Origin of the sequence: Paenibacillus sp. CFBP13512 (assembly GCF_005233705.1) — a bacterium.
GTDB classification, from domain to species: Bacteria; Bacillota; Bacilli; order Paenibacillales; family Paenibacillaceae; genus Saccharibacillus; species Saccharibacillus nuruki.
On sequence record NZ_QGAD01000011.1, the window covers coordinates 78487 to 100839 of the forward strand.

General features: G+C 39.4%; 24 protein-coding genes. 5 read left to right on the forward strand and 19 right to left on the reverse strand.

Annotation, left to right across the window (positions count from 1 at the left end):
• Nucleotides 1-100 precede the first annotated feature (100 nt).
• Nucleotides 101-892, reverse strand: coding sequence for a formate/nitrite transporter family protein (locus PaeCFBP13512_RS15995; protein ID WP_069329635.1), 792 nt, complete (start codon nucleotides 890-892; stop codon nucleotides 101-103).
• Nucleotides 893-1504: 612 nt separating this feature from the next.
• Here PaeCFBP13512_RS15995 and PaeCFBP13512_RS16000 point away from each other — a divergent pair.
• The gene (locus PaeCFBP13512_RS16000; RefSeq protein ID WP_069329636.1) at nucleotides 1505-1807 is read left to right on the forward strand and encodes a hypothetical protein; all 303 of its coding nucleotides are present in this window, start codon (nucleotides 1505-1507) and stop codon (nucleotides 1805-1807) included.
• A 90-nt stretch (nucleotides 1808-1897) separates the two neighbouring features.
• Here PaeCFBP13512_RS16000 and PaeCFBP13512_RS16005 read toward each other — a convergent pair whose 3' ends face one another.
• Together PaeCFBP13512_RS16005 and PaeCFBP13512_RS16010 are read right to left on the reverse strand one after the other, a co-directional pair.
• The gene (locus PaeCFBP13512_RS16005; RefSeq protein WP_137224475.1) at nucleotides 1898-2464 is read right to left on the reverse strand and encodes a DUF420 domain-containing protein; all 567 of its coding nucleotides are present in this window, start codon (nucleotides 2462-2464) and stop codon (nucleotides 1898-1900) included.
• A gap of 109 nt (nucleotides 2465-2573) precedes the next feature.
• On the reverse strand, nucleotides 2574-2855 hold the full coding sequence (locus PaeCFBP13512_RS16010; RefSeq protein WP_137224477.1) for a GNAT family N-acetyltransferase: 282 nt from the start codon (nucleotides 2853-2855) through the stop codon (nucleotides 2574-2576).
• 253 nt (nucleotides 2856-3108) lie between these two features.
• Between PaeCFBP13512_RS16010 and PaeCFBP13512_RS16015 the strand changes: the two genes are divergently transcribed.
• Entirely contained in the window at nucleotides 3109-4695 is a 1587-nt protein-coding gene (locus PaeCFBP13512_RS16015) for a methyl-accepting chemotaxis protein (RefSeq protein ID WP_137224481.1), read from the forward strand.
• Between the two features lie 104 nt (nucleotides 4696-4799).
• Here the strand turns inward: PaeCFBP13512_RS16015 and PaeCFBP13512_RS16020 are convergent, their stop codons facing one another.
• From PaeCFBP13512_RS16020 to PaeCFBP13512_RS16060, 10 genes are all read right to left on the reverse strand, one after another.
• Complete coding sequence (locus tag PaeCFBP13512_RS16020; protein ID WP_137224483.1) at nucleotides 4800-5570, reverse strand: NAD-dependent epimerase/dehydratase family protein; 771 nt, start codon at nucleotides 5568-5570, stop codon at nucleotides 4800-4802.
• A 12-nt stretch (nucleotides 5571-5582) separates the two neighbouring features.
• Nucleotides 5583-9050: a PAS domain S-box protein gene (locus tag PaeCFBP13512_RS16025; protein ID WP_241669408.1), complete on the reverse strand. Its 3468-nt coding sequence runs from the start codon at nucleotides 9048-9050 to the stop codon at nucleotides 5583-5585.
• A 205-nt stretch (nucleotides 9051-9255) separates the two neighbouring features.
• Nucleotides 9256-9681, reverse strand: coding sequence for an OsmC family protein (locus tag PaeCFBP13512_RS16030; protein WP_069329641.1), 426 nt, complete (start codon nucleotides 9679-9681; stop codon nucleotides 9256-9258).
• A gap of 33 nt (nucleotides 9682-9714) precedes the next feature.
• Nucleotides 9715-10461, reverse strand: coding sequence for an amino acid ABC transporter ATP-binding protein (locus tag PaeCFBP13512_RS16035; RefSeq protein WP_137224486.1), 747 nt, complete (start codon nucleotides 10459-10461; stop codon nucleotides 9715-9717).
• 21 nt (nucleotides 10462-10482) lie between these two features.
• Complete coding sequence (locus PaeCFBP13512_RS16040; protein ID WP_137224489.1) at nucleotides 10483-11127, reverse strand: amino acid ABC transporter permease; 645 nt, start codon at nucleotides 11125-11127, stop codon at nucleotides 10483-10485.
• A gap of 87 nt (nucleotides 11128-11214) precedes the next feature.
• Complete coding sequence (locus PaeCFBP13512_RS16045; protein WP_137224492.1) at nucleotides 11215-12093, reverse strand: transporter substrate-binding domain-containing protein; 879 nt, start codon at nucleotides 12091-12093, stop codon at nucleotides 11215-11217.
• Between the two features lie 14 nt (nucleotides 12094-12107).
• Nucleotides 12108-12698 (reverse strand): TetR/AcrR family transcriptional regulator, encoded by a 591-nt coding sequence (locus tag PaeCFBP13512_RS16050; protein WP_137224495.1) that lies wholly within the window; start codon nucleotides 12696-12698, stop codon nucleotides 12108-12110.
• Nucleotides 12699-12899: 201 nt separating this feature from the next.
• Entirely contained in the window at nucleotides 12900-13067 is a 168-nt protein-coding gene (locus tag PaeCFBP13512_RS23250; protein WP_161594286.1) for a hypothetical protein, read from the reverse strand.
• A 241-nt stretch (nucleotides 13068-13308) separates the two neighbouring features.
• Nucleotides 13309-13770 carry a hypothetical protein gene (locus PaeCFBP13512_RS16055; protein ID WP_137224498.1) on the reverse strand — a complete coding sequence of 154 codons (462 nt, stop codon included), beginning with the start codon at nucleotides 13768-13770 and terminating at the stop codon, nucleotides 13309-13311.
• Nucleotides 13771-13805: 35 nt separating this feature from the next.
• A complete protein-coding gene (locus PaeCFBP13512_RS16060; protein ID WP_069329647.1) occupies nucleotides 13806-14303 on the reverse strand; it encodes a hypothetical protein in 498 nt (165 codons plus the stop codon).
• 132 nt (nucleotides 14304-14435) lie between these two features.
• Between PaeCFBP13512_RS16060 and PaeCFBP13512_RS16065 the strand changes: the two genes are divergently transcribed.
• On the forward strand, nucleotides 14436-14771 hold the full coding sequence (locus PaeCFBP13512_RS16065; RefSeq protein WP_137224501.1) for a type II toxin-antitoxin system RelE/ParE family toxin: 336 nt from the start codon (nucleotides 14436-14438) through the stop codon (nucleotides 14769-14771).
• 23 nt (nucleotides 14772-14794) lie between these two features.
• Complete coding sequence (gene nadS, locus PaeCFBP13512_RS16070; RefSeq protein WP_137224503.1) at nucleotides 14795-15118, forward strand: NadS family protein; 324 nt, start codon at nucleotides 14795-14797, stop codon at nucleotides 15116-15118.
• Here nadS and PaeCFBP13512_RS16075 read toward each other — a convergent pair.
• From PaeCFBP13512_RS16075 to PaeCFBP13512_RS16085, 3 genes are all read right to left on the reverse strand, one after another.
• A complete protein-coding gene (locus PaeCFBP13512_RS16075; RefSeq protein ID WP_137224506.1) occupies nucleotides 15111-15968 on the reverse strand; it encodes an aldo/keto reductase in 858 nt (285 codons plus the stop codon). The two genes, nadS and PaeCFBP13512_RS16075, sit on opposite strands and share 8 nt — an antisense overlap.
• A gap of 220 nt (nucleotides 15969-16188) precedes the next feature.
• Complete coding sequence (aguB, locus tag PaeCFBP13512_RS16080) at nucleotides 16189-17064, reverse strand: N-carbamoylputrescine amidase (RefSeq protein ID WP_069329649.1); 876 nt, start codon at nucleotides 17062-17064, stop codon at nucleotides 16189-16191.
• Between the two features lie 45 nt (nucleotides 17065-17109).
• Nucleotides 17110-18138 carry an agmatine deiminase family protein gene (locus PaeCFBP13512_RS16085; protein WP_137224509.1) on the reverse strand — a complete coding sequence of 343 codons (1029 nt, stop codon included), beginning with the start codon at nucleotides 18136-18138 and terminating at the stop codon, nucleotides 17110-17112.
• Nucleotides 18139-18360: 222 nt separating this feature from the next.
• On the opposite strand from PaeCFBP13512_RS16085, the gene PaeCFBP13512_RS16090 reads away from it, so the two are divergent.
• Nucleotides 18361-18984 (forward strand): DJ-1/PfpI family protein, encoded by a 624-nt coding sequence (locus tag PaeCFBP13512_RS16090; RefSeq protein ID WP_137224512.1) that lies wholly within the window; start codon nucleotides 18361-18363, stop codon nucleotides 18982-18984.
• A 62-nt stretch (nucleotides 18985-19046) separates the two neighbouring features.
• On the opposite strand, the gene PaeCFBP13512_RS16095 is transcribed toward PaeCFBP13512_RS16090, so the two are convergent.
• The 3 genes from PaeCFBP13512_RS16095 to PaeCFBP13512_RS16105 form a co-directional block, all read right to left on the reverse strand.
• Nucleotides 19047-19904: a carbohydrate ABC transporter permease gene (locus PaeCFBP13512_RS16095; RefSeq protein ID WP_371748122.1), complete on the reverse strand. Its 858-nt coding sequence runs from the start codon at nucleotides 19902-19904 to the stop codon at nucleotides 19047-19049.
• A 13-nt stretch (nucleotides 19905-19917) separates the two neighbouring features.
• Nucleotides 19918-20826, reverse strand: a complete 909-nt coding sequence (locus tag PaeCFBP13512_RS16100; protein ID WP_069329652.1) for a carbohydrate ABC transporter permease — start codon at nucleotides 20824-20826, stop codon at nucleotides 19918-19920.
• Nucleotides 20827-20942: 116 nt separating this feature from the next.
• The gene (locus PaeCFBP13512_RS16105) at nucleotides 20943-22304 is read right to left on the reverse strand and encodes an extracellular solute-binding protein (RefSeq protein WP_137224515.1); all 1362 of its coding nucleotides are present in this window, start codon (nucleotides 22302-22304) and stop codon (nucleotides 20943-20945) included.
• Between the last annotated feature and the right edge of the window lie 49 nt (nucleotides 22305-22353).

Below are 22353 nucleotides of genomic sequence, written 5' to 3' on the forward strand. Positions count from 1 at the left end.
AATATTTTTAGTTCTTTAAGCCTAGACAAGCAAAAAAACCAGCCATAGTCATCATTGGGCTGGTTTTTTTGCTTATTTTTTATAAGATACATTGATCTTTTTACGCTTCATGTTCTTCATCCATAAACGGTTTGTTGACATAGTAGTACATGGTAGACATAAAGACTGCTCCACCGATCAGATTCCCAAGCGTAACAGGAATAAGATTATGAATAACACCCGCAAAATTAATATTCGCTGGATGATCGACCACTAACGCAATCGCAAAAGTACACATATTAGCAATACTATGTTCATATCCAGAAATAAAGAAACAGAATACAAATAACATCATCGCAAATAGTTTGGCGCCGTCGCCTTTCAAGCCCATCGGAATAAAGAAGGCGAGACAGACGAGCCAGTTACACAATATCGCACGAAAAAATAATTGCATCGTAGGCGCTTCCATTTTATGCTGAACGACATTTAACAGAAAAGCATTTACCGAATGATCTGCATATAAGCCGGTTAAGAAAATCAGTAGCGCAAATGCACACGCCCCCAGTATATTGCCGAAGTAACTGGTAATCCACATTCGTATCACATCTAACCACCTCAGCTTGCGCCGTATCGCAGCATAGGAGTAATAGAATGTATCTCCTGTAAATAGATCTCCACCGCCGTAAGAGATCAATATGATCGCCGCTCCGAACGTTAACGCAGCCATTGGATACGCCATTGGGGATTCTACTGCATAAAAGAAGTTCCCTGTTTTAAAAGCAACAATAACGCCAAACCCGATAAACATACTAGCAAGCATCGAACGCGATAAATAACGAAGCTTGCTTTGTTTGTAGATCCGATTTTTTTCGAGTGCTAGTTTTTCGACCTGTCGTAGCGATTGTACTTCCATACATTCACCGTCCTCGTTATTAAGATGTGTTCGATGTGCTGTTGATCATAGACATTATAATCTTCTTTACACCGTTGTTCGGATATTGAATATGTATTCTACTAACGAGATTGTCCCTTTTCCGATGTGCTTTTAAGTATAGACAATCTGACGGTTACTGTATCACAGGTTGATTATTTGGAAAAGAGGTTATAATGTATATCATAGATTTATATGTAAATTTATACTGTGTATAAAAATTTATACTAGAATAGTACTAGAAAATGACCTTTCTTATTGTGACTAGGAATATAAGTAGGACATAATTCCTATTTATCGACAAATTGTGACTAAAGTCGTATTTGCTATAACATTTGAAAATAATTCTACCGAAATGATAGTATAGACATTAACAGACACACATTGGACACATCATTTTTCAGTAAACAATGACCTTAGATCTAATTCAAAGGTCTTGATCATATATATAGTTTTCCCTTATGTATCAACACTTTTATTGGACTGTCGTTATAGTTTGTTCATAAATTCGTCAAAATTTAATCCGAATTTAAGGTAATTAATGTGAAAAAGTGTTAATGTAAATTTACAATTAATAATAAGAGGTGACCGAAAATGACAAATACAAGTAAAGTACAACAACTTCGTGATATGCTTCCAAAAGACCAACAATCTATTACTCGGTATGTAGAGCACGCATTAGAATCTATTGATGAATTGGTTGAAAAACACCGCCAATATACTGCTTCACTTGCAATCTATGGTGACAGAATCAATGGTAACGAAGAACGCGTATACCGTGATACGATCGCTGAGATCAAAGCACAATTGGTAGAAACATTGGAAAGAACAGTAGAAGACTTCACTCATAAAGGTGACAAACACTGGCAGAACAATTATAAAGACGGAATCGTATAAGATACGCTTTTTACGATAACTTAATTATCGCTTCATATCAAAAAAACCGCAGCCCGGATCGCTGCGGTTTTTTTGTGTATTCTATATGGTTCAATAATACGGCGCCATCATTAGATATACGATAACACCAGTAGAACTTACATATAACCAGATAGGCATCGTCCAACGTACAATCTTTTTGTGTTTGGCAATCTGCATTGTCCATCCCCACACCAGAGCAAAAAGAGCAAGTGGAACAATAATAGCAGCCAAAAAACTATGAGTAATCAGAATAAAGAAATAAATAGGACGAATAATACCTACACCACCAAATTTAGCTGTTTCTGGTGATAAATAGTGAAACGTCAGATACGTCACTAGAAACAATAACGTCGATGAAAAAGCAGCTAAAATAAATCCACGATGGACTTTAATATTCTTTTTCAAAATAGCAATCAATGCTGCAACTAGAAAAATAAACGTAAAACTGTTAAAAATGGCATTCATCCGTGGCAACATTGTAATATCAAAACCGACTGTCCCTTTGTAACCAATCGCTGGTGAGAAAAATAACAGCAGAATAATAACGTTAGCAATCACCGATACTGTAATAATCGTTCCGGCAAAGTTTTTATTCGTTTTTGGTGTTACCACATTAGGTTGTGTATTTTTATCCATGCAAACGCTCCCCATCTTTCAAGTTCATACTCTCATTATAGTTTTATATTGGAGTTGAGGGTAAGCACTTTGGTGACAACAGTTTGAACATTTCAAAGTTGTTTGGATTTTAAACGTCTTTACGCCAAATATCGTGATAATCTTTATTGCGTTTGAATAGGGCTAATGCATAGGAACAAGCAGGCACAACTGTTTTCCCTTGTTCACGTGCGACATCGACAGCACGCTTCACCAGATCTTGCCCTACTTTCTGACCACGTAACTCTTCTGATACAAAAGTATGATCAATAATCATTGATTGCTCATCATAATCACTAAATCCGATTTCAGCTTTGGTTTCTCCATCTATTTGTAGAGCAAGCCCTTGTTCTGTCTCGATTACTTTTTCCATCTGTACAATCTCCTTTTTTGCATGAATCTGCAAATGTGTTTGGATTTACTTCCTCTTATTGTTTTATCACCTTTATTGCTAGTCCAGAAACAAGTCTGCTATCAACGCCATATCGTGCATATTTTAACTAAATATTTGCAAAATATTAATTTTTTTTAAATTTTGGTACAAAAGTTTTAATTTTCTATTAAGAATTATCAAATAGTGTCGAAATATATATCATGTTTACATTATGCACTTGGGAGGTTTGGGTATGCAGTGGTTTCGGAATTTGAGAACATCAGTCAAAATTATTTCTGCTTTTTTAATTATCACCTTAATCTTTGTTGCTTTCGGATTATACAGTTTGCAAAATCTAAAAGATCTGAATACTAAGGCTAAAAATATGTATAGCCATAATCTTATAGCGGTTAAAGATTTATCCGAAGTGGAAGTTTATTATCAACGCTTACGGGTAGCTGTTCGTGATTTGAGTACAGCACAGACTCCAGAAAAAGAACAAACATTACTTACTAAAATGACAGACTTTCAAAAAAATATGGAAACTTTGGCTCAAACGTATGGTAATTCCATCACCACCACAAATGAAAAGCAAGAATTTGATCAATTTAATCAAGCGTATAACGATTACTTAACGCTGTATGAAGAAGCTACTCGTTTGGCAAGAGCCAATAACTTAGCTGCATTTAACGAATATAAAGACAACACCCTTAAGCCTGCTGGCGATCAGGTGGCAGATAGTATCTCTGGTATGATTGATAACAACTCGAATCTTGCTCTACAAGCCAGTCAGGAAATTGAGCAAAGTTATGCAGCTTGTGTCAAAATCACTATCGTTTCTCTTATTCTAGTAACATTATTTAGTATTTTGCTAGGTTCTCTTATCTCACGTAGTATCTCGTCTCCTCTACGTAAGCTTACAGATCTGATCTCTAACTATGCCAAAGGCGATCTTAGCCAGAGCTTAGAAAATCATAACAAAGACGAAGTTGGACAATTGTCTACATCGGTTCATATCATGGCTGATAACCTACGTCAGTTGATCACACGCATTACAGTATCTTCTGAAAATGTAGCTGCTTCTTCTCAAGAAATATCAGCAAGTACAGAACAAATTGCAAATACCAGTAATACACAAGCAGAATCTGCTTCAATGATTACTGAATTATTTAAAGAGCTATCTGCTGCGATTGATTCTGTAGCCGTTAGCGCAAGCGGAGCCGCTGAATTATCTAATCTGACTGTAGATATGGCACAGCAAGGTGGACAGATTGTAAGTGAATCTAAAGCATCTATGCATGAAGTCAGTCAATCCATGAACAAATTAGAAGAAGATTCTCAACGTATCGGTGATATTATTAGCGTTATTGACGATATTGCGAATCAGACTAACCTTCTTGCGCTAAATGCAGCTATTGAAGCCGCTCGTGCAGGCGACCAAGGTAAAGGATTCGCTGTCGTTGCTGATGAAGTCCGCAAACTGGCTGAACGTAGTATAGATGCTACCAAACAAATTTCTACGATTATCAAAGTGATGCAAAAAAATACACAAACGAGCGTCAAAGCCGTTACTGAAAGTGTGACCCAATCGGTACAGACAGAAGAAGCTTTTCAAAAAATTGTTCATGTGGTGAATGATTCGGCGATTAAAGTTAATGAGATTGCTGCCGCTTGTGAAGAAGAAGCCGCTCAAGCCAATGAAGTAATGTTTGCTGTTGAATCCATCGCTGCGGCTAGTCAAGAATCGGCTGCCGCTTCTGAAGAAACAGCCGCAACCTCACACTCTTTAGCACAACTTGCTGAAGAATTGAATACCGCTGCTTCTGTATTTAAAGTATAAGTAGCTTCTATTCGATACGCTTTAACCCAGACAAAAGCCAGTCATCTTCGCTTCTGATCTAAGATCGGATTCGGAGATAACTGGCTTTTTATGGATGATTCAAATTATTCGTGTTGCCCGCCTTGAAAAGCAGTCTCATCTTGAGGAAGCTGTTCTTTGTGGGTATTCTCAGCCGCTAATACTTCGGCGGCATTATCTTGAGGACGATATCCGATCTCTTCGGCGAGATAATCAATATTATAATAATTATCTGTATTGGCTGATGTGCCATACAGATTCATATACTTGCGATCGGCTGGCGCTTCGATACAGCATTTGACCAACTGAACAAGATCACGTTCAGAGATCCAGATATGAGTTGCACGCTCAGAATGAGGACGATCATCACCCGGAAAGTTACCAATCCGAATATTAAATGAAGACAGTTGATGTTGATCACTATACAATCGACCTAACAATTCAATATAACACTTACTTAATCCATAAATGCTATCCGGACGATAAGGATCATTCACATCAATATCTTCTCCTACTTTGTAGAAGCCTGTGGAATGATTTGAACTTGCGAAAATGATCCGTTGTACTCCATTTTCTTTGGCAGCTTCAAATAAGTGATAAGCACCGGTTACATTTACAGGCAAAGCTACTCCTAGAAAATCATCTTCATCTTTTTGCCAGGCGATATGCAGAATCGTATCCATCCCGATTGTTTTTTCTTTAATCTGCTGTGCATTCGTAATATCTAACGATTCGATTCCTTGATCAGCATCGGCTTCAATATCTGTTGCTAGTACATCATATTCTTGTTGTAACCCTCGATAAAGACTGCTCCCAATCACACCACTCGCACCTGTTATTAATAGTTTGCGCTTCATGTGATCCCTCCTTTATTCGGATGACTGAATATATTTAGCGTATTGTTGTAGTGCACGATCAATCTCAGGGAAACGTAATGGCTTGCTGATAAAATCTTGCATCCCTGCATCCAGACACATCTGCCGATCTTCCATACGAGCAAAAGCAGTTACTGCGATAATCACAGGTTGCTCTTGTTCTGTCAGACGTGCTCGAATATTACGAGTCGCTTCGATTCCATCCATTTCAGGCATTTGGATATCCATAAAAATAATATCATACGGATGAGCAATCGCTGCCGATAATGCTTCCCGTCCATTATTAGCGACATCAGCTTGATAGCCGATTTTTTTCAAAATTTCTACCATTAATCTCTGATTCACCGGATGATCTTCTGCCAAAAGAATCCGTAAAGGACCATATTTGAATTCAGGTGTGAGATAGTGATCTTTGTAATGACTACTCGCTCCAATTTGGATCACTCTATCCATAGATTCTTCAAAAGGTTGAAAAGGAACTACAAAGCAGAAGGTAGCCCCTTGTCCTTCTTCACTATCCACATCAATAGAACCACCCATCAATTCGATCAACTTTTTGCAAATAGCCAGTCCTAGACCTGTACCACCATATTTACGATTAATGGCAGGATGAAGTTGAGAGAACGATTGGAATAATTTATCCTGTTTGTCGGAAGAGATCCCGATTCCGGTATCTTTGATCTCAAATTCCAAAATACTTTCTCCTGTAGGTCGTATATCTAACAACGAAATTGATAGACGTACACTTCCTTGATCAGTAAATTTAATCGCATTACTAATCAAGTTAACCAATACCTGACGCAATCTCGATGCATCGCCTACAACAGAAGAAGGGACTCGATGATCCACATGGTACGTAAGCTGTATATCTTTTTCGGCTGCCCGTGAAGTAAAGAGATCAAGTACACTATCCACTAGAACAATCAGATCAATCGGTTCATGATCAAGTACCATTTTACCAGCTTCTATTTTACTGAAATCGAGAATCTCATTTAGAATATGCAGTAAGGCATCACTGCTATCTTTGATAATTTCGGTGTAGCTAAGTTGTTCTTCATCAAGCGGTGTATCTGCAAGCAATCCAGCCATTCCGATAATCCCATTCATCGGTGTACGAATCTCATGACTCATAATCGCCAAAAACTCTGATTTCGCACGATCGGCACGTTCTGCAAGTTCTTTGGCACGAATAATTTGCTTTTCATTCGTAATATCATTAAAAACAATAACAGCACCTTTGCGTTTGCCACGATCCCAGATGGGTGTGATACGATAAGACACCAGAAAGCTTGATCCATCTTTACGCCAGAAAATAGCTTCCTGTTCTTCGTGAAAACAGCCTTCTAGCAGTGCTACATAGATCGGGTTCTCCTTAGCGACATAAGGGCCGCCATCAGGATGAGCCAACTGGAACATATCCAATAAATGCTTACCAATTAATTCACGTGCATGATACCCTAACATACGAGTCGCTGCCGGATTAATAAATGTAGCAATTCCTTCATTATCCAGTCCAAAAATACCTTCTGATACTGAATTCAAAATAAGCGTATACTCGTTGCTTAATTTCTCAATCTGTTCGATATATCTTCTCATTTCAGTGATATCGGTAGCAATCCCATACACACCCACAATTTGCTTGTCGACCACGATGGGTACATTTACAAGGCTAATTGCACGCCGATCCCCATTTTTCAAAATAATTTGAGATTCATACGTCTGTGGTTTTCCTTTTAAAGCCAGTTCAAAATGTTCTGCGGTATCATAGATATCTTCAGGAGCCACTAGCGGTTCAAAAGGCATGCCGATCAATTCGGCTTCTGTACGTTCTAACAATTTTTCCATATTGGAATTAACTGTGGTATACCTACCGTTAACATCAAATGAAAACACACCGGCTGGATTATATTGAAATAATGACTTGTAGCGTTGTTCACTTTCTTCGATCAATAAAGCCGCTTGTTTGCGTTCATTAATATCACGCGCAATCGACACCATTTCTTGAATATGACCTTGATCATCGTATACATAACGACCGGACAACTCCATCCATACATAGCTACCTGATTTGTGACGTTGGCGGTAAGTGATCGGTTGAGGCTGTTCCCCTTGCAAATTAAGAGTCATATATTCTTTGACGTTATCAACATCATCTGGATGAATATAATGAATTGCCGGTGTACCTTCTAACTCTTCCGGTTGATAGCCTAGAATCGAATAACACGCAGGTGAGCAATATAAATAGGTCGTATCTTCAACAGAATTACGTGAAATAAAATCAAGTGACTGCTCAGAGATCAAGCGATAATTACGCTCGCTATCTTTCAGTCGCTCTTCCATACGTGTACGCTCTGTAATATCTTGCGTCATCCCGATCAGATGAATCGGTTGTCCTTGGTCATCCAGAGCAGCACTCCAATGCGATTGCAAATATTTCATCGTCCCATCGGCTAGCACGATCCGGTACACATGCTCTCCGCCTTCACCTGTAAGTAACGTATAGCGAATCGCTTTACGGAAATCAGACAGGTCTTCTGTATGAATCATTTTCAAAACATCTTCACTATAGGGCTCTTCAGCCTTAAACACATATCCGAATAAACGTCTGGTCTCTTCAGCAAAGCTAAATGACTTATTGATAATATCCCAATCCCATGCTCCAATATGAGCAATCCGTTGGGCTTCAGCTAAGCGATCTTCATTCTTTTTGCGTTCATGTACATCCCGTCCAACACCTAATACCTTCTCAATCTCACCTTGCTCATTACGCACCACTTGAAATAAAATCTCAAACCATAAATAATGCCCTTTTTTATGCTTGAGGCGGCGGGTCATTGTACCCCATTCCAGATAGGTGTTACCGCTATTTTTCATTTGTAATGCATCATCAGGATGGTAATATTGCATCCGATCTTGTCCGATCATTTCCTCAGGATGATACCCGAGTACCGTATAAAATGAATCCGACACATAGCGTAATATTCCCTCTGGCGTACTATATGAAATTAAATCCCGTGCATTCTCTGTAATTAAATTATACAAATCTTCATTCTCAGCAATAATCATTTCATGCTCTTTCTGGGACGTAATATCCTGGAATTGAGCAATATAATATAAAGGTTGCTGATCCACATCTCGAATCAAAGACACATCAACAGATGTCCAGATCAAATGACCTTTATGATGTAAATAACGATGTTCTGTATGATACAATTCCGATGAACTTTCTTTCATTTGTGTATATATACTTTGATATCCTGCTTGGAATTGATCTTCTAAACGGGTAATATTCTCTTCACGCATGCGGCACATTTCTTCTTCAGAGTACCCGAGCATGTTGCAAAAAGCAGGATTCACCTGTAGCCATGCTCCATCGCTTGGTGAAATCACAGCAATCCCGAAAGGAGACATACGATATATATGTTCGTAAATAATTTGGTTTTGTTCTGAATGGTTAATCACTGTATTCCCCTCCATGTTGCCGTACACACTCTCACGATTTCGAATTGGAAATCTTCTATATCTATAAACTACCCTTTAATACGTTTAACGAATAGGCATTGGCGATCTTTATTATGTATAATTTTTCACGTATAATCCTTTGAAATTATTCTGTTGATATCAAAAAAGAGATATCTTGTCTAATGAACAAGATATCTCTTTCTAATTAAGCAGGTTGTATGACTTCTTCGCCGTTCAGAATGAGTCGATAATGAATATCTGCACTCAATGAATCGGATACGGCACAGTATTTTTCTTTTCCCATCTGGATTGCTTTCCATACACGATAATCTGGAATATCACCATCGACTTTGAAAATAAGATCGATCGCTGTGAACCCTTTAGGCATAGCTTCTCTGCGCGTTCCTTCTGTCTCGATTTCAATCTTGTGAATATTATGCAAAAATGTATCCAAAATCATCGTAATATCAATACCGATACAACCTGCTAGACCTGCAAGTAGTAACTCCATTGGTGTTGCGCCTTTACCATCTCCGCCATACGCAGCCGTAGCATCCATCCCGATCGGATAACCCGAAGGCCCTACAGCTTCAAAAGCTCTTTTACCATTCCATACTGTTGTTACATTCATTATGTCTACCTGCTCTCATTCGTTTATTTGAAATTAATAATCCATCACTTTACTAAGAAAACGTTGGGCTCTTTCTGTCGCTGGTCGTTCAAAAAAGGATTCTGGATCAGACTGTTCTATAATACGTCCTTCATCCATAAAAATAACTTTATTCGCCACCTGACGGGCAAATTTCATCTCATGGGTGACCACAATCATCGTCATCCCTTCTTGCGCCAGCGATTTCATCACATCCAACACTTCACCGACCAATTCAGGATCAAGTGCAGATGTCGGTTCGTCAAATAAAATAATTTCAGGCTCCATTGCCAGTGCACGTGCTATGCCTACACGTTGCTGTTGTCCACCAGACAAACGGGAAGGATACTGATCTTTCTTCTCCAATAACCCTACACGGCTCAGCATTCGTTCGCCAACATGACGAGCATGTGTACGTTCTAACTTTTTGACCATACGCAACGATTCCGTGACATTACCCAAAGCCGTTTTGTGCGGATACAAATTAAATTGTTGAAAAACCATACCCGTCTGTCTGCGTATTTGAAGCATACGTTGTTGACGTTCTTTCAGCTTCATGGTGCTTTTTACTTCGATACTGTTCACTTCGATAGAACCTGCACTCAGATCTTCTAATCCGTTCAAGCAACGTAACAATGTACTTTTCCCTGAACCGCTGGGTCCTAGCAACACCACAATCTCGCCTGCTTGTATATTCAGATCAATCTCATGTAATACGGTATGTGTGCCAAATGTTTTGGACAATCCACGAGTTTGGATCATAATACTTCCCTCACATTCGTTTTAGTATGCTTTAGCCAATCGTCGTTCGATACGTTCCAATATCGTTGAAAAAATCGTACTCATGATCCAGTACATAATCGCAATTCCGATATAAAAAGGCATATAAACATAATATTGAGCAATCAACAAATCAGCCGATCGCAATAGATCGGTTACTGTAATGACAGATACCAACGATGTTTCTTTAAGCATCCCGATAAAGGTATTGCCCATCGGTGGAATGGCGGTACGTGCTGCTTGGGGTAACACAATACGCCACATCGTCTGCGCTGAAGTCATCCCTGTTGCATAGGCTGCTTCTGTCTGACCTTTGGGAATCGACAAAATTGCTCCACGAAAGGTCTCTGATAAATATGCACCAATATTAATACTTAATGCGATACAAGCCGCTGGAATAGCATCCAGTGTAATGCCATAATCGGTCAGTCCATAATACACGATAACCAGTTGAACGAGAACAGGCGTCCCTCGAATAATAGAGACATAGAATCTCGCAATCCAGCGAATCGGACGATTGCCTTGCATACGTGCAATCGCGACAATCACACCGATAATCAATCCAAAAAACATAGATATGATCGTAATCAACAATGTATAACCTGCACCTTTTAAAAGAAAAGGTAGGTTATCCCATACTAATTGCATACGTATAATCTCCCTTCTTGATCACGGTAAAACAGAAGACTGCGCACCGTAGTGAACGCAGTCCTGATCAAGCTTTCATCTTTACTATTATTCAGCAGCAGGCTTTTCGCCAAACCATTTGACAAAAATAGTCTCATACGTGCCGTCTGCCTTCATATCAGTTACTGCTTTATTCAATGCTTCTAATAGTTCAGGATTGTCTTTACGAATAGCTATACCCGCTTGGTCGGATTTGATCGCATCACCGACAGCTTTGATTTTGAATCCATTTTCTTCAACGATCGGTTGGAGTGCATAAATATTGTTGATTGTGGCATCAATCCGTCCTACATTCAAATCTTGTAATGAAGTAATTACATCATTGTATGTTTTGATATTGAAGTTACCGACTTGTGGCAACACTTCGGTACGAAGATACGTTTCATCATTCGTTCCAAGACCTACACCGATATTTTTATCTTTAAAATCGGCTAACTTGGTAATCTCGTTATTATTTTCGTTGACGATGATTTTCACCTGATTGGTAATATAAGGATCAGAGAAATCCAGTTGTTGCTTACGCTCATCTGTAATTGTAACCTGACTGATAATCGCATCGAATTTGCCTGCTTGTAGACTTGGAATTAGACCGGAGAATGCTTGTGTTGTAAATTCAGCTTTTACCCCTAGACGTTTGGCAACTTCTTTGGCGATGTCTGCATCGAATCCGTCCACTTCTTTGTTTGCATTCAAAAAGTTATAAGGTGCATAAGTACCCATCAGACCGACTTTAAGTACACCGGCAGATTTAATATTTTCGAGTTCATTTCCTGAAGCTGTTGTTGCTGTGCTTTCTGAAGTGGTATTACTTGCTGTATTCGTATCTGCTGAACGTGGAGTGGCATTTCCACAAGCACTCAATACCAGTACAACCATAAGCAACATAGCCAAAGCCATCGATGTAGACGTACGACGCAATAATTTCATTCTATTATTCTCCTTTAATCGGTTCTGCCTAGCAGACCATAAAATTCAAAACGTGCTGTTTCTTTGGCCAATTGTTCAGCACTATGATTCACCAGACCAGAAGATGAACCATTAGCGGTGCTAAACAACCAACGGACAACAACACCTTCGATCAGACTCATTAGAAAAGCTGCACGGACAGAAGGTTCTGTCTGTGCTGGTAACATCTCTAACTCTACCGCCCGCTGAATATTGTGTACAAATCCTTGCTCCATCTGTGAACGAGTGAGCATAATCTGCTCACGTACTGCTTCACTAAATCCTGTACCATCTAACAACATCCGCATCAAATGAGTATGTTGTTCGGCAAATTGAAATAATTGATATAGTAATTTCTCAGAAGCTTGTACCATATCATCGGCTGTACCAGAATGTGTGCGATAACCAACACCGATCACTTCTAATAATTGTTGTCTACCTTGCTCTACAATTTCGAGCGCAACACTTTCTTTGCTTTTGAAATACCAGTAAAACGTTCCTTGCGCAACGCCTGCTTCAGCTACAATATCTGAAACTTTTGTAGCATGATAACCAGACTCTACAAATTGCTTGAGCGCAATCTGCATTAACTTTTCTCGCTTCTCGATAGCATCCTGTTCACGAGCACTTAATGTTGTATTATCGATACGATCAACCCCTTGATTGACTCGTCAGTCGGTTTATTTTTAAATCCTATCCGATAACTTGGTATTTGTCAATAAAAAAACGCCAACCTCGTATGTAGCATACGTCATCGGCGTTTCAGTTCTATTTATTTCAATGATATCTTAGTAATTGTTATTTGTTGTATTGGATGAATTACCTGATTTTTTGTCGCGCATTGATGTTGCTACACGACGCACTTGAGAAATTACTTTATCACGTGCACTTTTATTACGCATCAGATACGCTGCACCCATTCCGATTGCACTCCATAACGCTTTTCTTCCAGTCATTTTCATTTCCTCCTTCATTCTATTCAATATATACGTTAATTTCATTTGATTCCTTGTGTGTATTGCTTATCTACAACTTACCCGCTTGTTTCTAAGTTAAACCTTATATAAGCAAGGATTAAAGAATAAATAATTAAAGTTGAATTTATCTTAAAAAAGTTATTCAACAACTGACATAACAGAATTTCTTTTTAGATATGTACAATCTGCAAATCTAAATATAATGATTTACAGACTTTATTTATACCAGACGTGCGCCCAATTGATTAGATATACCGCGCACAGCTTCCCCCATAACACGATTATGATTCCAGATAAAGAGAGGACGCAACAACGGTTCCCAACGTTGCATCCATGGTTTGTTGGTGTGCACTTGCCAGTCGTAATGTAAGCGAGTGTATGCTCCGCTTTCTTGCAAACGAAATATGCCTTGTCCGCTCAAATCGCCATATGCTTCCAGACAAATCAGTGTCTCTTCTTGCTTTTCAGTCACAACGAAATCAAGCGAAATGGTATACCATAGCTTGGTTTTCATATTCATTCTGTATTTATCGCCTATTCCATTTTTGCTTGTGCCTTCTTGTAAACGTTGAAAGGAGACCCCTTGCCAGCAACGAAGTTGTTCGAAGTCTTTAATCAAATTCCAGACTTCGTGTCTACTCGCTTCCAATAACCAGCTTTCTGTAAATTGGTATTTCCCCATAGTGATGCCCCCTGTGTGCAAAAATGATTACATGATCAACGATAGATTTTGGTTGTATGAGAAGCTTCAGATACATGGGCTTGTAAATGGCGACCTACTCCTGCTACTCCTTCATCCATTACTTTATTATGACTCCATACATAGACAGGGCGCATCACAGGATTGGTCACGCGTAACATCGAATGATCCAGACGTACTTCCCAGATACAACGAATCAATGTCGCACGTCCATCATCCAATTCTTCCAAATAACAGGTACCTTCTCCAGCCAGAGGGCCTTCAACTCTTAATTTAAACGTAGTTGGTTTACTTTTATCCACGACTTTCAGAAAAATTTTGAGCTTGAATAGCATTTTAGTCCGAAAAGTACATTCGTACTCATCCCCTATTCCCTGTGCATCATCGGTTTGCTTTACTTTAGCAAAAGTGACGCCTTGCCAGAAATCGATATCTTCGAAATGATCTACAAGTTCCCATAATTTTGCTCTTGGCGTCTCCATCTTCCAGCTACTGGTGAACCGATAGTGGTACATAAGTTATCTCCCATCATATTTAGAAGAAATATATTATTTATACCATTGAAGAACCCTATTCAATAGGGTATTATAAAGTTATACTTTCTATAATTTGTTTAATCATTCACGCTCTATATAAGAGAGGCCTCTATGCAAAGAATATTTATAATGACCGCTCAGTTTGATAAAAAGTTTGCAAGTCTTGATCTATATGATACAGACCTTAAAGCTTTACAAAATGATTTATTGACTTCTCCCTCCAAAGGCGATGTGATTCAGGGGACTGGCGGACTCCGTAAATTAAGATACGCTCGCGAAGGAAGAGGCAAAAGTGGCGATGCTCGTATTCTTTATTTAGATATGCCTTCCCAGTCAAAAATCATTCTAATCGCTGTATTTGGTAAAAATGAACAATCTAATCTTACACAACAAGAAAAAAACATACTTAAATCTTTAGTAGCTCAACTAAAAAGTATATATCTGTAATCTATTTATAAGGTGGTGTAATTATGACTAAACAAAATCTTTCATTTTTTGATGAAATTAAATTAGGTTTGGAACAAGCTATAGAATATGAACAAGGGAATACGAAATCAGCCCGTCAACAAACCATTAGTGTTAAACCTTTAGAATCTTATAGTAAAGAAGATATCAAACGTATTCGCTTAAATATGACACTCACTCAAAAAACATTTGCTCAAACTATTGGAGTATCTGTCAAAACAATTGAAGCTTGGGAAAAAGGCACCAATAGCCCTAATGGTTCTGCTTCAAGATTATTGGAGCTGATGGATCAAAAACCTGACGTAGTTAAAGAGCATATTCTTAAATAATATCCAAAGAAACTTTGTGATCTGGAGCTGGGAAAGCTTGATTCAACTGGTTGATCTCATCTTCACTTAACATCAGCTCCGCTGCTTGAGCATTGCTTTCCACATGACTACGACTAGATGCTTTGGGAATCGCCAGTACATTGCCATCGCGAATACACCATGATAGTAACACTTGGAAAGGGTGAACTCCATGTTGTTCTGCAATCTGTTGTACCGTAGCATCGGTCGTCAGTTCACTTCGTAATGATCCTGCTTGAGCTAATGGAGAATACGCCATAACAGGCATTCCTTGCTCTTGTTGCCACGGTAACAAATCTACTTCAATACCTCGTGATCCTAAATGATACAATACCTGATTGGTAGCACAGTGATCTCCATTAGGTAATTTGATCATTTCCTGCATTTCTTTCGTGTCTAGATTAGATACACCCCAACGGCGAATCTTACCATCTTGCACTAGCTTTTCCATTCCTTGAATCGTATCTTCCAGAGGAATACGTCCACGCCAGTGCAATAGATACAAGTCTAGAACATCGGTACCCAGTCGATTCAAGCTTTGTTCACAGCTACGAATCAGAGAATCTCCCCCTGCATTGTGAGGATAGACTTTGGATACTAGAAATACTTGATCTCTTATCCCTTGAATCGCTTCACCGACTAACAATTCGGAACGTCCTTCACCATACATTTCTGCGGTGTCGATCACTGTCATGCCTAACTCTACACCATATTTCAACGCATCGATCTCTTCTTGTCTGCGAGAAGAATCATCGCCCATATTCCATGTGCCTTGTCCGATTGCAGGTAGAACGGTTCCATCTTTAAGTGTAATTTGTCGTTTGTGGGTCATCTGTAATCCTCCTTAGCAATCTGTTCATCCTTTAATTTATTATTAACCGTTATTGAGATATTAAGAACAATTCATTGACTTGGCATCTATTATAAAAGGAGTTACACCCCATATCAAAGTCTGGATAGCACAAAAAACACCTTGTGATCTACAAAGATCACAAGGTGCTAGTATCAGCTAATACTTTAAATTGCTTTACATCATTACATCTACAAGTGAATTACAGTTTTTTCTCGCCATCATACGTACCGATAATACCGTACAATTCAGGACGACGATCACGGAAAATACCCCATTCCAGACGTTGTGTTTCCAATTGATCCAGATCAAATTCAGCAACCAATACGCCTTCGCTGTTACGATCTGCTTCTTGAATTTTGTTTCCTTGTGCTCCTGCAATAAAGGAAGAACCGTAGAAGTTGATTGAAGAATCTTCGTCTTCTTCTTTACCGATTCGGTTCGATGCGATCACAGGAATCAAGTTCGCTCCTGCATGGCCTAGCATACATGCTTGCCAGTGATCTTTGGAATCGATCGATGTATCTTGTGGCTCAGAACCGATAGCTGTCGGGTAAAATAATAATTCTGCACCCATCAATGCCATACAGCGTGCCGCTTCAGGGTACCATTGATCCCAGCAAATACCTACGCCGATTTTGGCATATTTGGTATCCCATACTTGGAATCCAGTATCTCCCGGGTTGAAGTAAAATTTCTCTTCATATCCTGGGCCATCTGGAATATGACTTTTGCGATATTTACCAAGAATCTCACCATCTGCATCGATCACAGCAAGTGAATTATAACGAGCATAATTTTTCTTTTCATAAAAGCTAATCGGTAAAACGACATCTAACTCTTTAGCAACTAGACGGAAATGGTTGATCGCTTTGTTTTGCTCAAGTTCAGTCGCGTATTGATAATATTCTGCTTTTTCTTTCTGGCAGAAATATGGAGTCTCGAACAATTCTTGTAGCAAAATAATCTGTGCACCTTGTGCCGCCGCTTCACGAACCAATTTGTCTGCTTTGCGGATGTTGTCATCGATATCCCAAGTACAGCTCATTTGAGTAGCCGCTACTTTTACATTTCTCATGATATTGTAGTCATCCTTTCTATAATAAGGTTATTGATTATGCTATTAAGCTTGAGCTGGAATTTGTTGCGTTGTACAGTGAACATTACCGCCTTCACGAATAACAGCCATACCATTAATCGCACGAATCTTACGATCCGGGAATGTCGCTTGTAATACATTCATCGCATGCTGATCTGCTTCTTCTGCTGTGCCCCCGAATACTGGTAGAATAATACCACCATTGACGAAATAGAAATTCAAATAGCTTAGCGTCAAACGCTGTTCACCATGCATAACCATTGGTGGTTGCTGAATTTCGATAATTTCTAATTTGCGTCCTTGAGCATCGACAGCATCATTTAAGATACGTAGATTTTCTTGCGTAATCTCATAATTATCATCGGCAGGATCATGACACACTTGAATAATCACTTTACCCGGAGCTGCAAAACAAGCCACATTATCTACATGTCCGTCTGTCTCATCTCCAGCAAGTCCGCGATTAAGCCAGATGATTTGCTCCACATTCGTAAAATCTTTAACATGTTGTTCAATTTCTGCGCGCGTTAGATCAGGGTTACGGTTCGTATTTAACAGACATTCTTCTGTCGTTAACATTGTTCCTTCACCATCGACGTGAATTGAACCGCCTTCAAGCACAAGTGGTGCATCGAATTGACGAATATTAAGATGTTTGAGAATCGCTGGAGCCACTGCATCGTCCAGATCCCACGGCTCGTATTTGCCACCCCAAGCGTTAAAGTGCCAATTTACCCCTGCACGTTCACCTTTATCATTCACTACAATCGTAGGTCCATTATCACGTAACCAAGCATCATTATGTTCAAGTGGCAAAAAGTCTACCGCTTGACCTTCAAAACGTTGACTTACTTTTTCTAGATCATCTGGATTAACAACCAGTGTAACAGGCTCAAATTCAGCGATAGCACTGACTAATTCTTCATATCCATCACAGACTGTAGCATAATCATCAGGATAGACCATCGAATCCAAAATCGGCCATGATAATAATGTACGTTCATGTTGTTCCCATTCCGCAGGCATCTTATATTGCAAATCTATTGGTTTCATTGTATTTATTCACCTTGTCCATTCATAAGTATTAGGATGATTTCACAACCTACATCATACAATACCTGATCCTGTTGTACCAAGTGATTTCAGTAAATTTTATGTAAACACTCTAACAATCTTTTAGAATCTAATGAATACATACAAAAATCACTGACATACTGTTGTCAGTATTAGAAAGCTATGATGAATTAAGAAAACATAGATTACTAGGAGGAAAAAATGAAATACGCTTATGCTTATATACTCGATTCGATGGCAGATTGGGAACTTGGTTATGTGATAGCTGAACTTAACTCAGGTCAATATTTTAAAGATAAAGGAAGTCGTATTCCTGTTAAATTGGTAGGAGCCTCCAAACATTCGATCAAGACAAAAGGAGGGATGACTATTGTTCCTGATCTACTTGTAGAAGATATCACACATGATACTTCAGCCATACTACTTCTACCTGGAGCAGATACATGGAAAGACCCCATACACTTACCGATGATCGAAAAAGCAAAACAATTGCTAGATAAAGGTGGCAATGTTGCTGCAATATGTGGAGCGACCACAGCGCTTGCCGATTCAGGTCTATTAGATGATCGTGCACACACAAGCAACGGGTTGGAGTATTTGACTATGTTCTGTCCTGATTATAGAGGAACTGCCCATTATAGAGACGAAAAAATCGTTGTAGATGGTAATCTTATTACTACGAGTGCCGCAGGTGGTATTTTGTTAGCACGTGAAGTGATTGCCTTGCTAGATGTATTTAAAAAGGAAACGTTAGAAGCATGGTATACCTATTTCACTACAGGCGACAATAAATATTTCTATACTATGATGGAAACATTAGCTTAATAAAAAAAACATCTTCTATTTCTAAATAGAAGATGTTTTGTCTACTTTTCGTATGCGTATAATCAACCTTTATTCGCCCCACCAAAGCTAAATCCTTGAGACATATAACGCTGTCCAATAATGTATAAAGCTACGGCTGGAATCGTATAAATGATCGAGAACGAAGCAAGCGTACCATATTGTACCAGACCATTTTGCCCGAAGTATTGATAAATCGTAACTGCGGCAGGCAATTTCTCTGGACTTTGCAATAAAATAAACGGAACAAGGAAATTTCCCCAGCTTCCCGCAAAAGCGAAAATACCTACGGTAAAAATACCGGGTAACATCAACGGTACAACAACTAGCCGAAGTGTAGTCCAGATTGAAGCTCCATCGACCCATGCCGCTTCTTCCAGTTCAAGAGGCACAGAGTCCATAAAATTCTTCATCATCCAGATCGAATACGGAAGCGCCGATGCTGTCAAAAATAAGACGGTAAAAAAGAGCGAATCCTGCATTCTAAAATAGATAAAAAATTGATACACAGGAACCATTACCGCTGTAATCGGCAAACCTGTAGCGAACAGAATAATATACATAAATGAACGTTTGTACTTCAATTGATAGCGAGACAATGGATACGAAGCCAGTCCAGCCACCACCACAACCAGCAAAGCTTGACCTACTGCCAGTATTAATCCATTACCAAATGATTTCTGATTATCGGTATTAGTAACAGTAGAAACGTAATTATCCAACGTCAATGCACTTGGAATTTTGAGAGCTAATGTTGCATTTTGATCAAGCGATGCAAACAATAACCATAATAATGGTAATAGAAATAACAAACCAATTAGAGAGAGAATAATATAAGGCAACGTACGCGCGATCACAAACCGATTCATTTTACGCCGTTTGCCAAGATTTAGACTGCTCATGGTCTCTCCTCCTTTATAACTTCACTTTCAACATTCTCATGTACAGTAGACTAGCTACAATTCCGATCACTAGCAACATTAGCGAGATTGCTGTGCCATAACCTAATTGATAATTTACAAAAGCTTGATGATACATATAGATTGGCAATGTCTCGGTCGCCATGCCGGGCCCACCACCGGTCAACGCATAGATTAATGTAAATGAACCGAGTGTCTGTAGCGTAACCAGTACCATATTGGTAGTCACTGATCCGATAATCATCGGTAACGTAATACGAATCATACGTTGCCATGCCGAAGCACCATCGATCATAGCTGATTCTTCGACTTCTTTAGGTACATCTCCTAATGCCGCTTGGAATACCATCATAGAAAAGGCTGTTCCATGCCAGATATTAGCGACAATCACCGATACCATTGGAAATGTATACAACCATGCAACTGGCTTCATCCCTAGCGATTCAATTGCCGCATTGACTGTCCCTGTATCGTTCAAAAAAGCAAACCATACAAACGCACATACCACTTCGGGAGCAACCCAACCAGCAATAACAATCGAACCAATCACACTGCGGAACCACTGTTTGCGACCGTTCATCAATACAGCGATAATAAAGCCCATCACCTGTTGCCCGATCACTGCGGAGAAGATTAGAAAAATAAGGGTATTCCACACAGAAGTCCGAAAGTTAGCATCCTGAAACATATATTTAAAGTTCTCGAACCCGATAAATTCCGTTTTGGCTGCTGTTGCACCTGTAAGTGCCATATTCGTAAATGCAAAATAAAAGGTTAAAATCGTCGGTACAAAAAAGAACAGCAACAAAAGCAACCAGCTAGGCGATAAAAATAAAGCTGCCCGCCACTGCTCACCACCTCCGTTGCGTTTGGGTTTGGACACACGCGGATGTGACGCTTCCATCTGGATTCCTCCTTTAAACACAGCCTTCTATCCTCACGAGCAGATCAGGCTGATCGGCTATACTCTGCCGTTACTCAACCTGATCTGCCAGCGGATAGATGAAATGATAGATTACTTTATTTGGTCTCTGTTTTATCTGCGCCTACACTACGTTCTACACTTTGCGCATATTGAGTCATAGCGTCTTGAGGGCTAGCTCCTTGGGTAACTACTTTTTCAACCATTTCTTGAATAGCTGTAGAAACAACAGGATAATCAGCGGTACTTGGACGAACATGAGTATACGTAATGAAATCTGCGGCTTTGGCATACAATGTGCCCGGTTGCTCGCTATACTCTTTGTCTTTCGCTACATCAAGGCGAGGTGTTAAAGCACCGTCTAACATCGCAAATTCTTTATTATGCTTTTCATTGATCGCCAATTGGATAAATTCCCAACCCAATTCTTTTTCAACAGATTTGGCACCTACAGCAAGTGTCCATCCACCGGACATAGAAGTGAATCCAGGTGCTTGTCCATTTTCGGTTGGCATTTTTACAAAATCATAGACGTCTAATGCTTCTGGCCATGGTTTGCTTCCTGAAGCTGCCCATGTTCCTGTTAACCAGTTACCATTTAGCGCGATAGCTACTTTTTGATTTGGCATTAGATCCGTTTCTAATACTTGCCCTGCTTGTGCAGTCAGTACTTGAGACAGTGGTGGTCCAAAGCCATTGGAATAGATATTGTTAATAAAGTTAAGTGAACTTAAGATACCCGGACTTTGTGTGATCCATTTACCATTTTCATATAATGGATTGGCTGTACCGTATAACAACATTTCAAATGTCTGCATCGTTGTAGCTTCTTGCCCAGCTTTACCGGAGTTCATCCAGAACGGAATAATATCTGGTAATTTCTCATGAATCGTCTGGGAAGCTGTCAAAATGTCTTGCCAGTTTTTAGGTTCCCACGGTACGGGTAATCCTGCTTTTTTAAATAGTTCTTTGTTGTAATACAATCCACGTACATCTGTCGAAAAGGGCACGCCATACGTTTTATCATCTTTTCCTTTCGCTGCGGCTTTGATCGCTTCGTTAAAATTACTCCAATCTGACCAGCTATCTACTTTAAGCGGTTCCAAATATCCTGCTTCGCTATCTGCATTGATCATAAAAGAATCTTCAGCCAGTACTTCAGGAGCGCTACTTGGATCAGACATTAATAAAGGAATTTTAGTCGCATATTGGGCTCCTTGAATCGGTTGCAGTTCAACGGTTACACCCGGATGTGCTTTCTCAAATTCTGTTTTCACACTGGTTAACCATTTGCCCCAGTTATCCGTTTCATTCCATTTTCCATAAGCGACTTTGACGACTTTGTTAGAAGAGTCTCCACCTGAAGCACTCGTTCCTGCACTGTTATTCGAACAGGCTGCTGTTAAAACAGTCAGACTTACCAATAAACCTGTTATCCATTTGCGTTTGCCTTTTGCCATTGTTATCGCTCCCTTATCGTTGGTTCTGGGTACAACATCATGTGACATC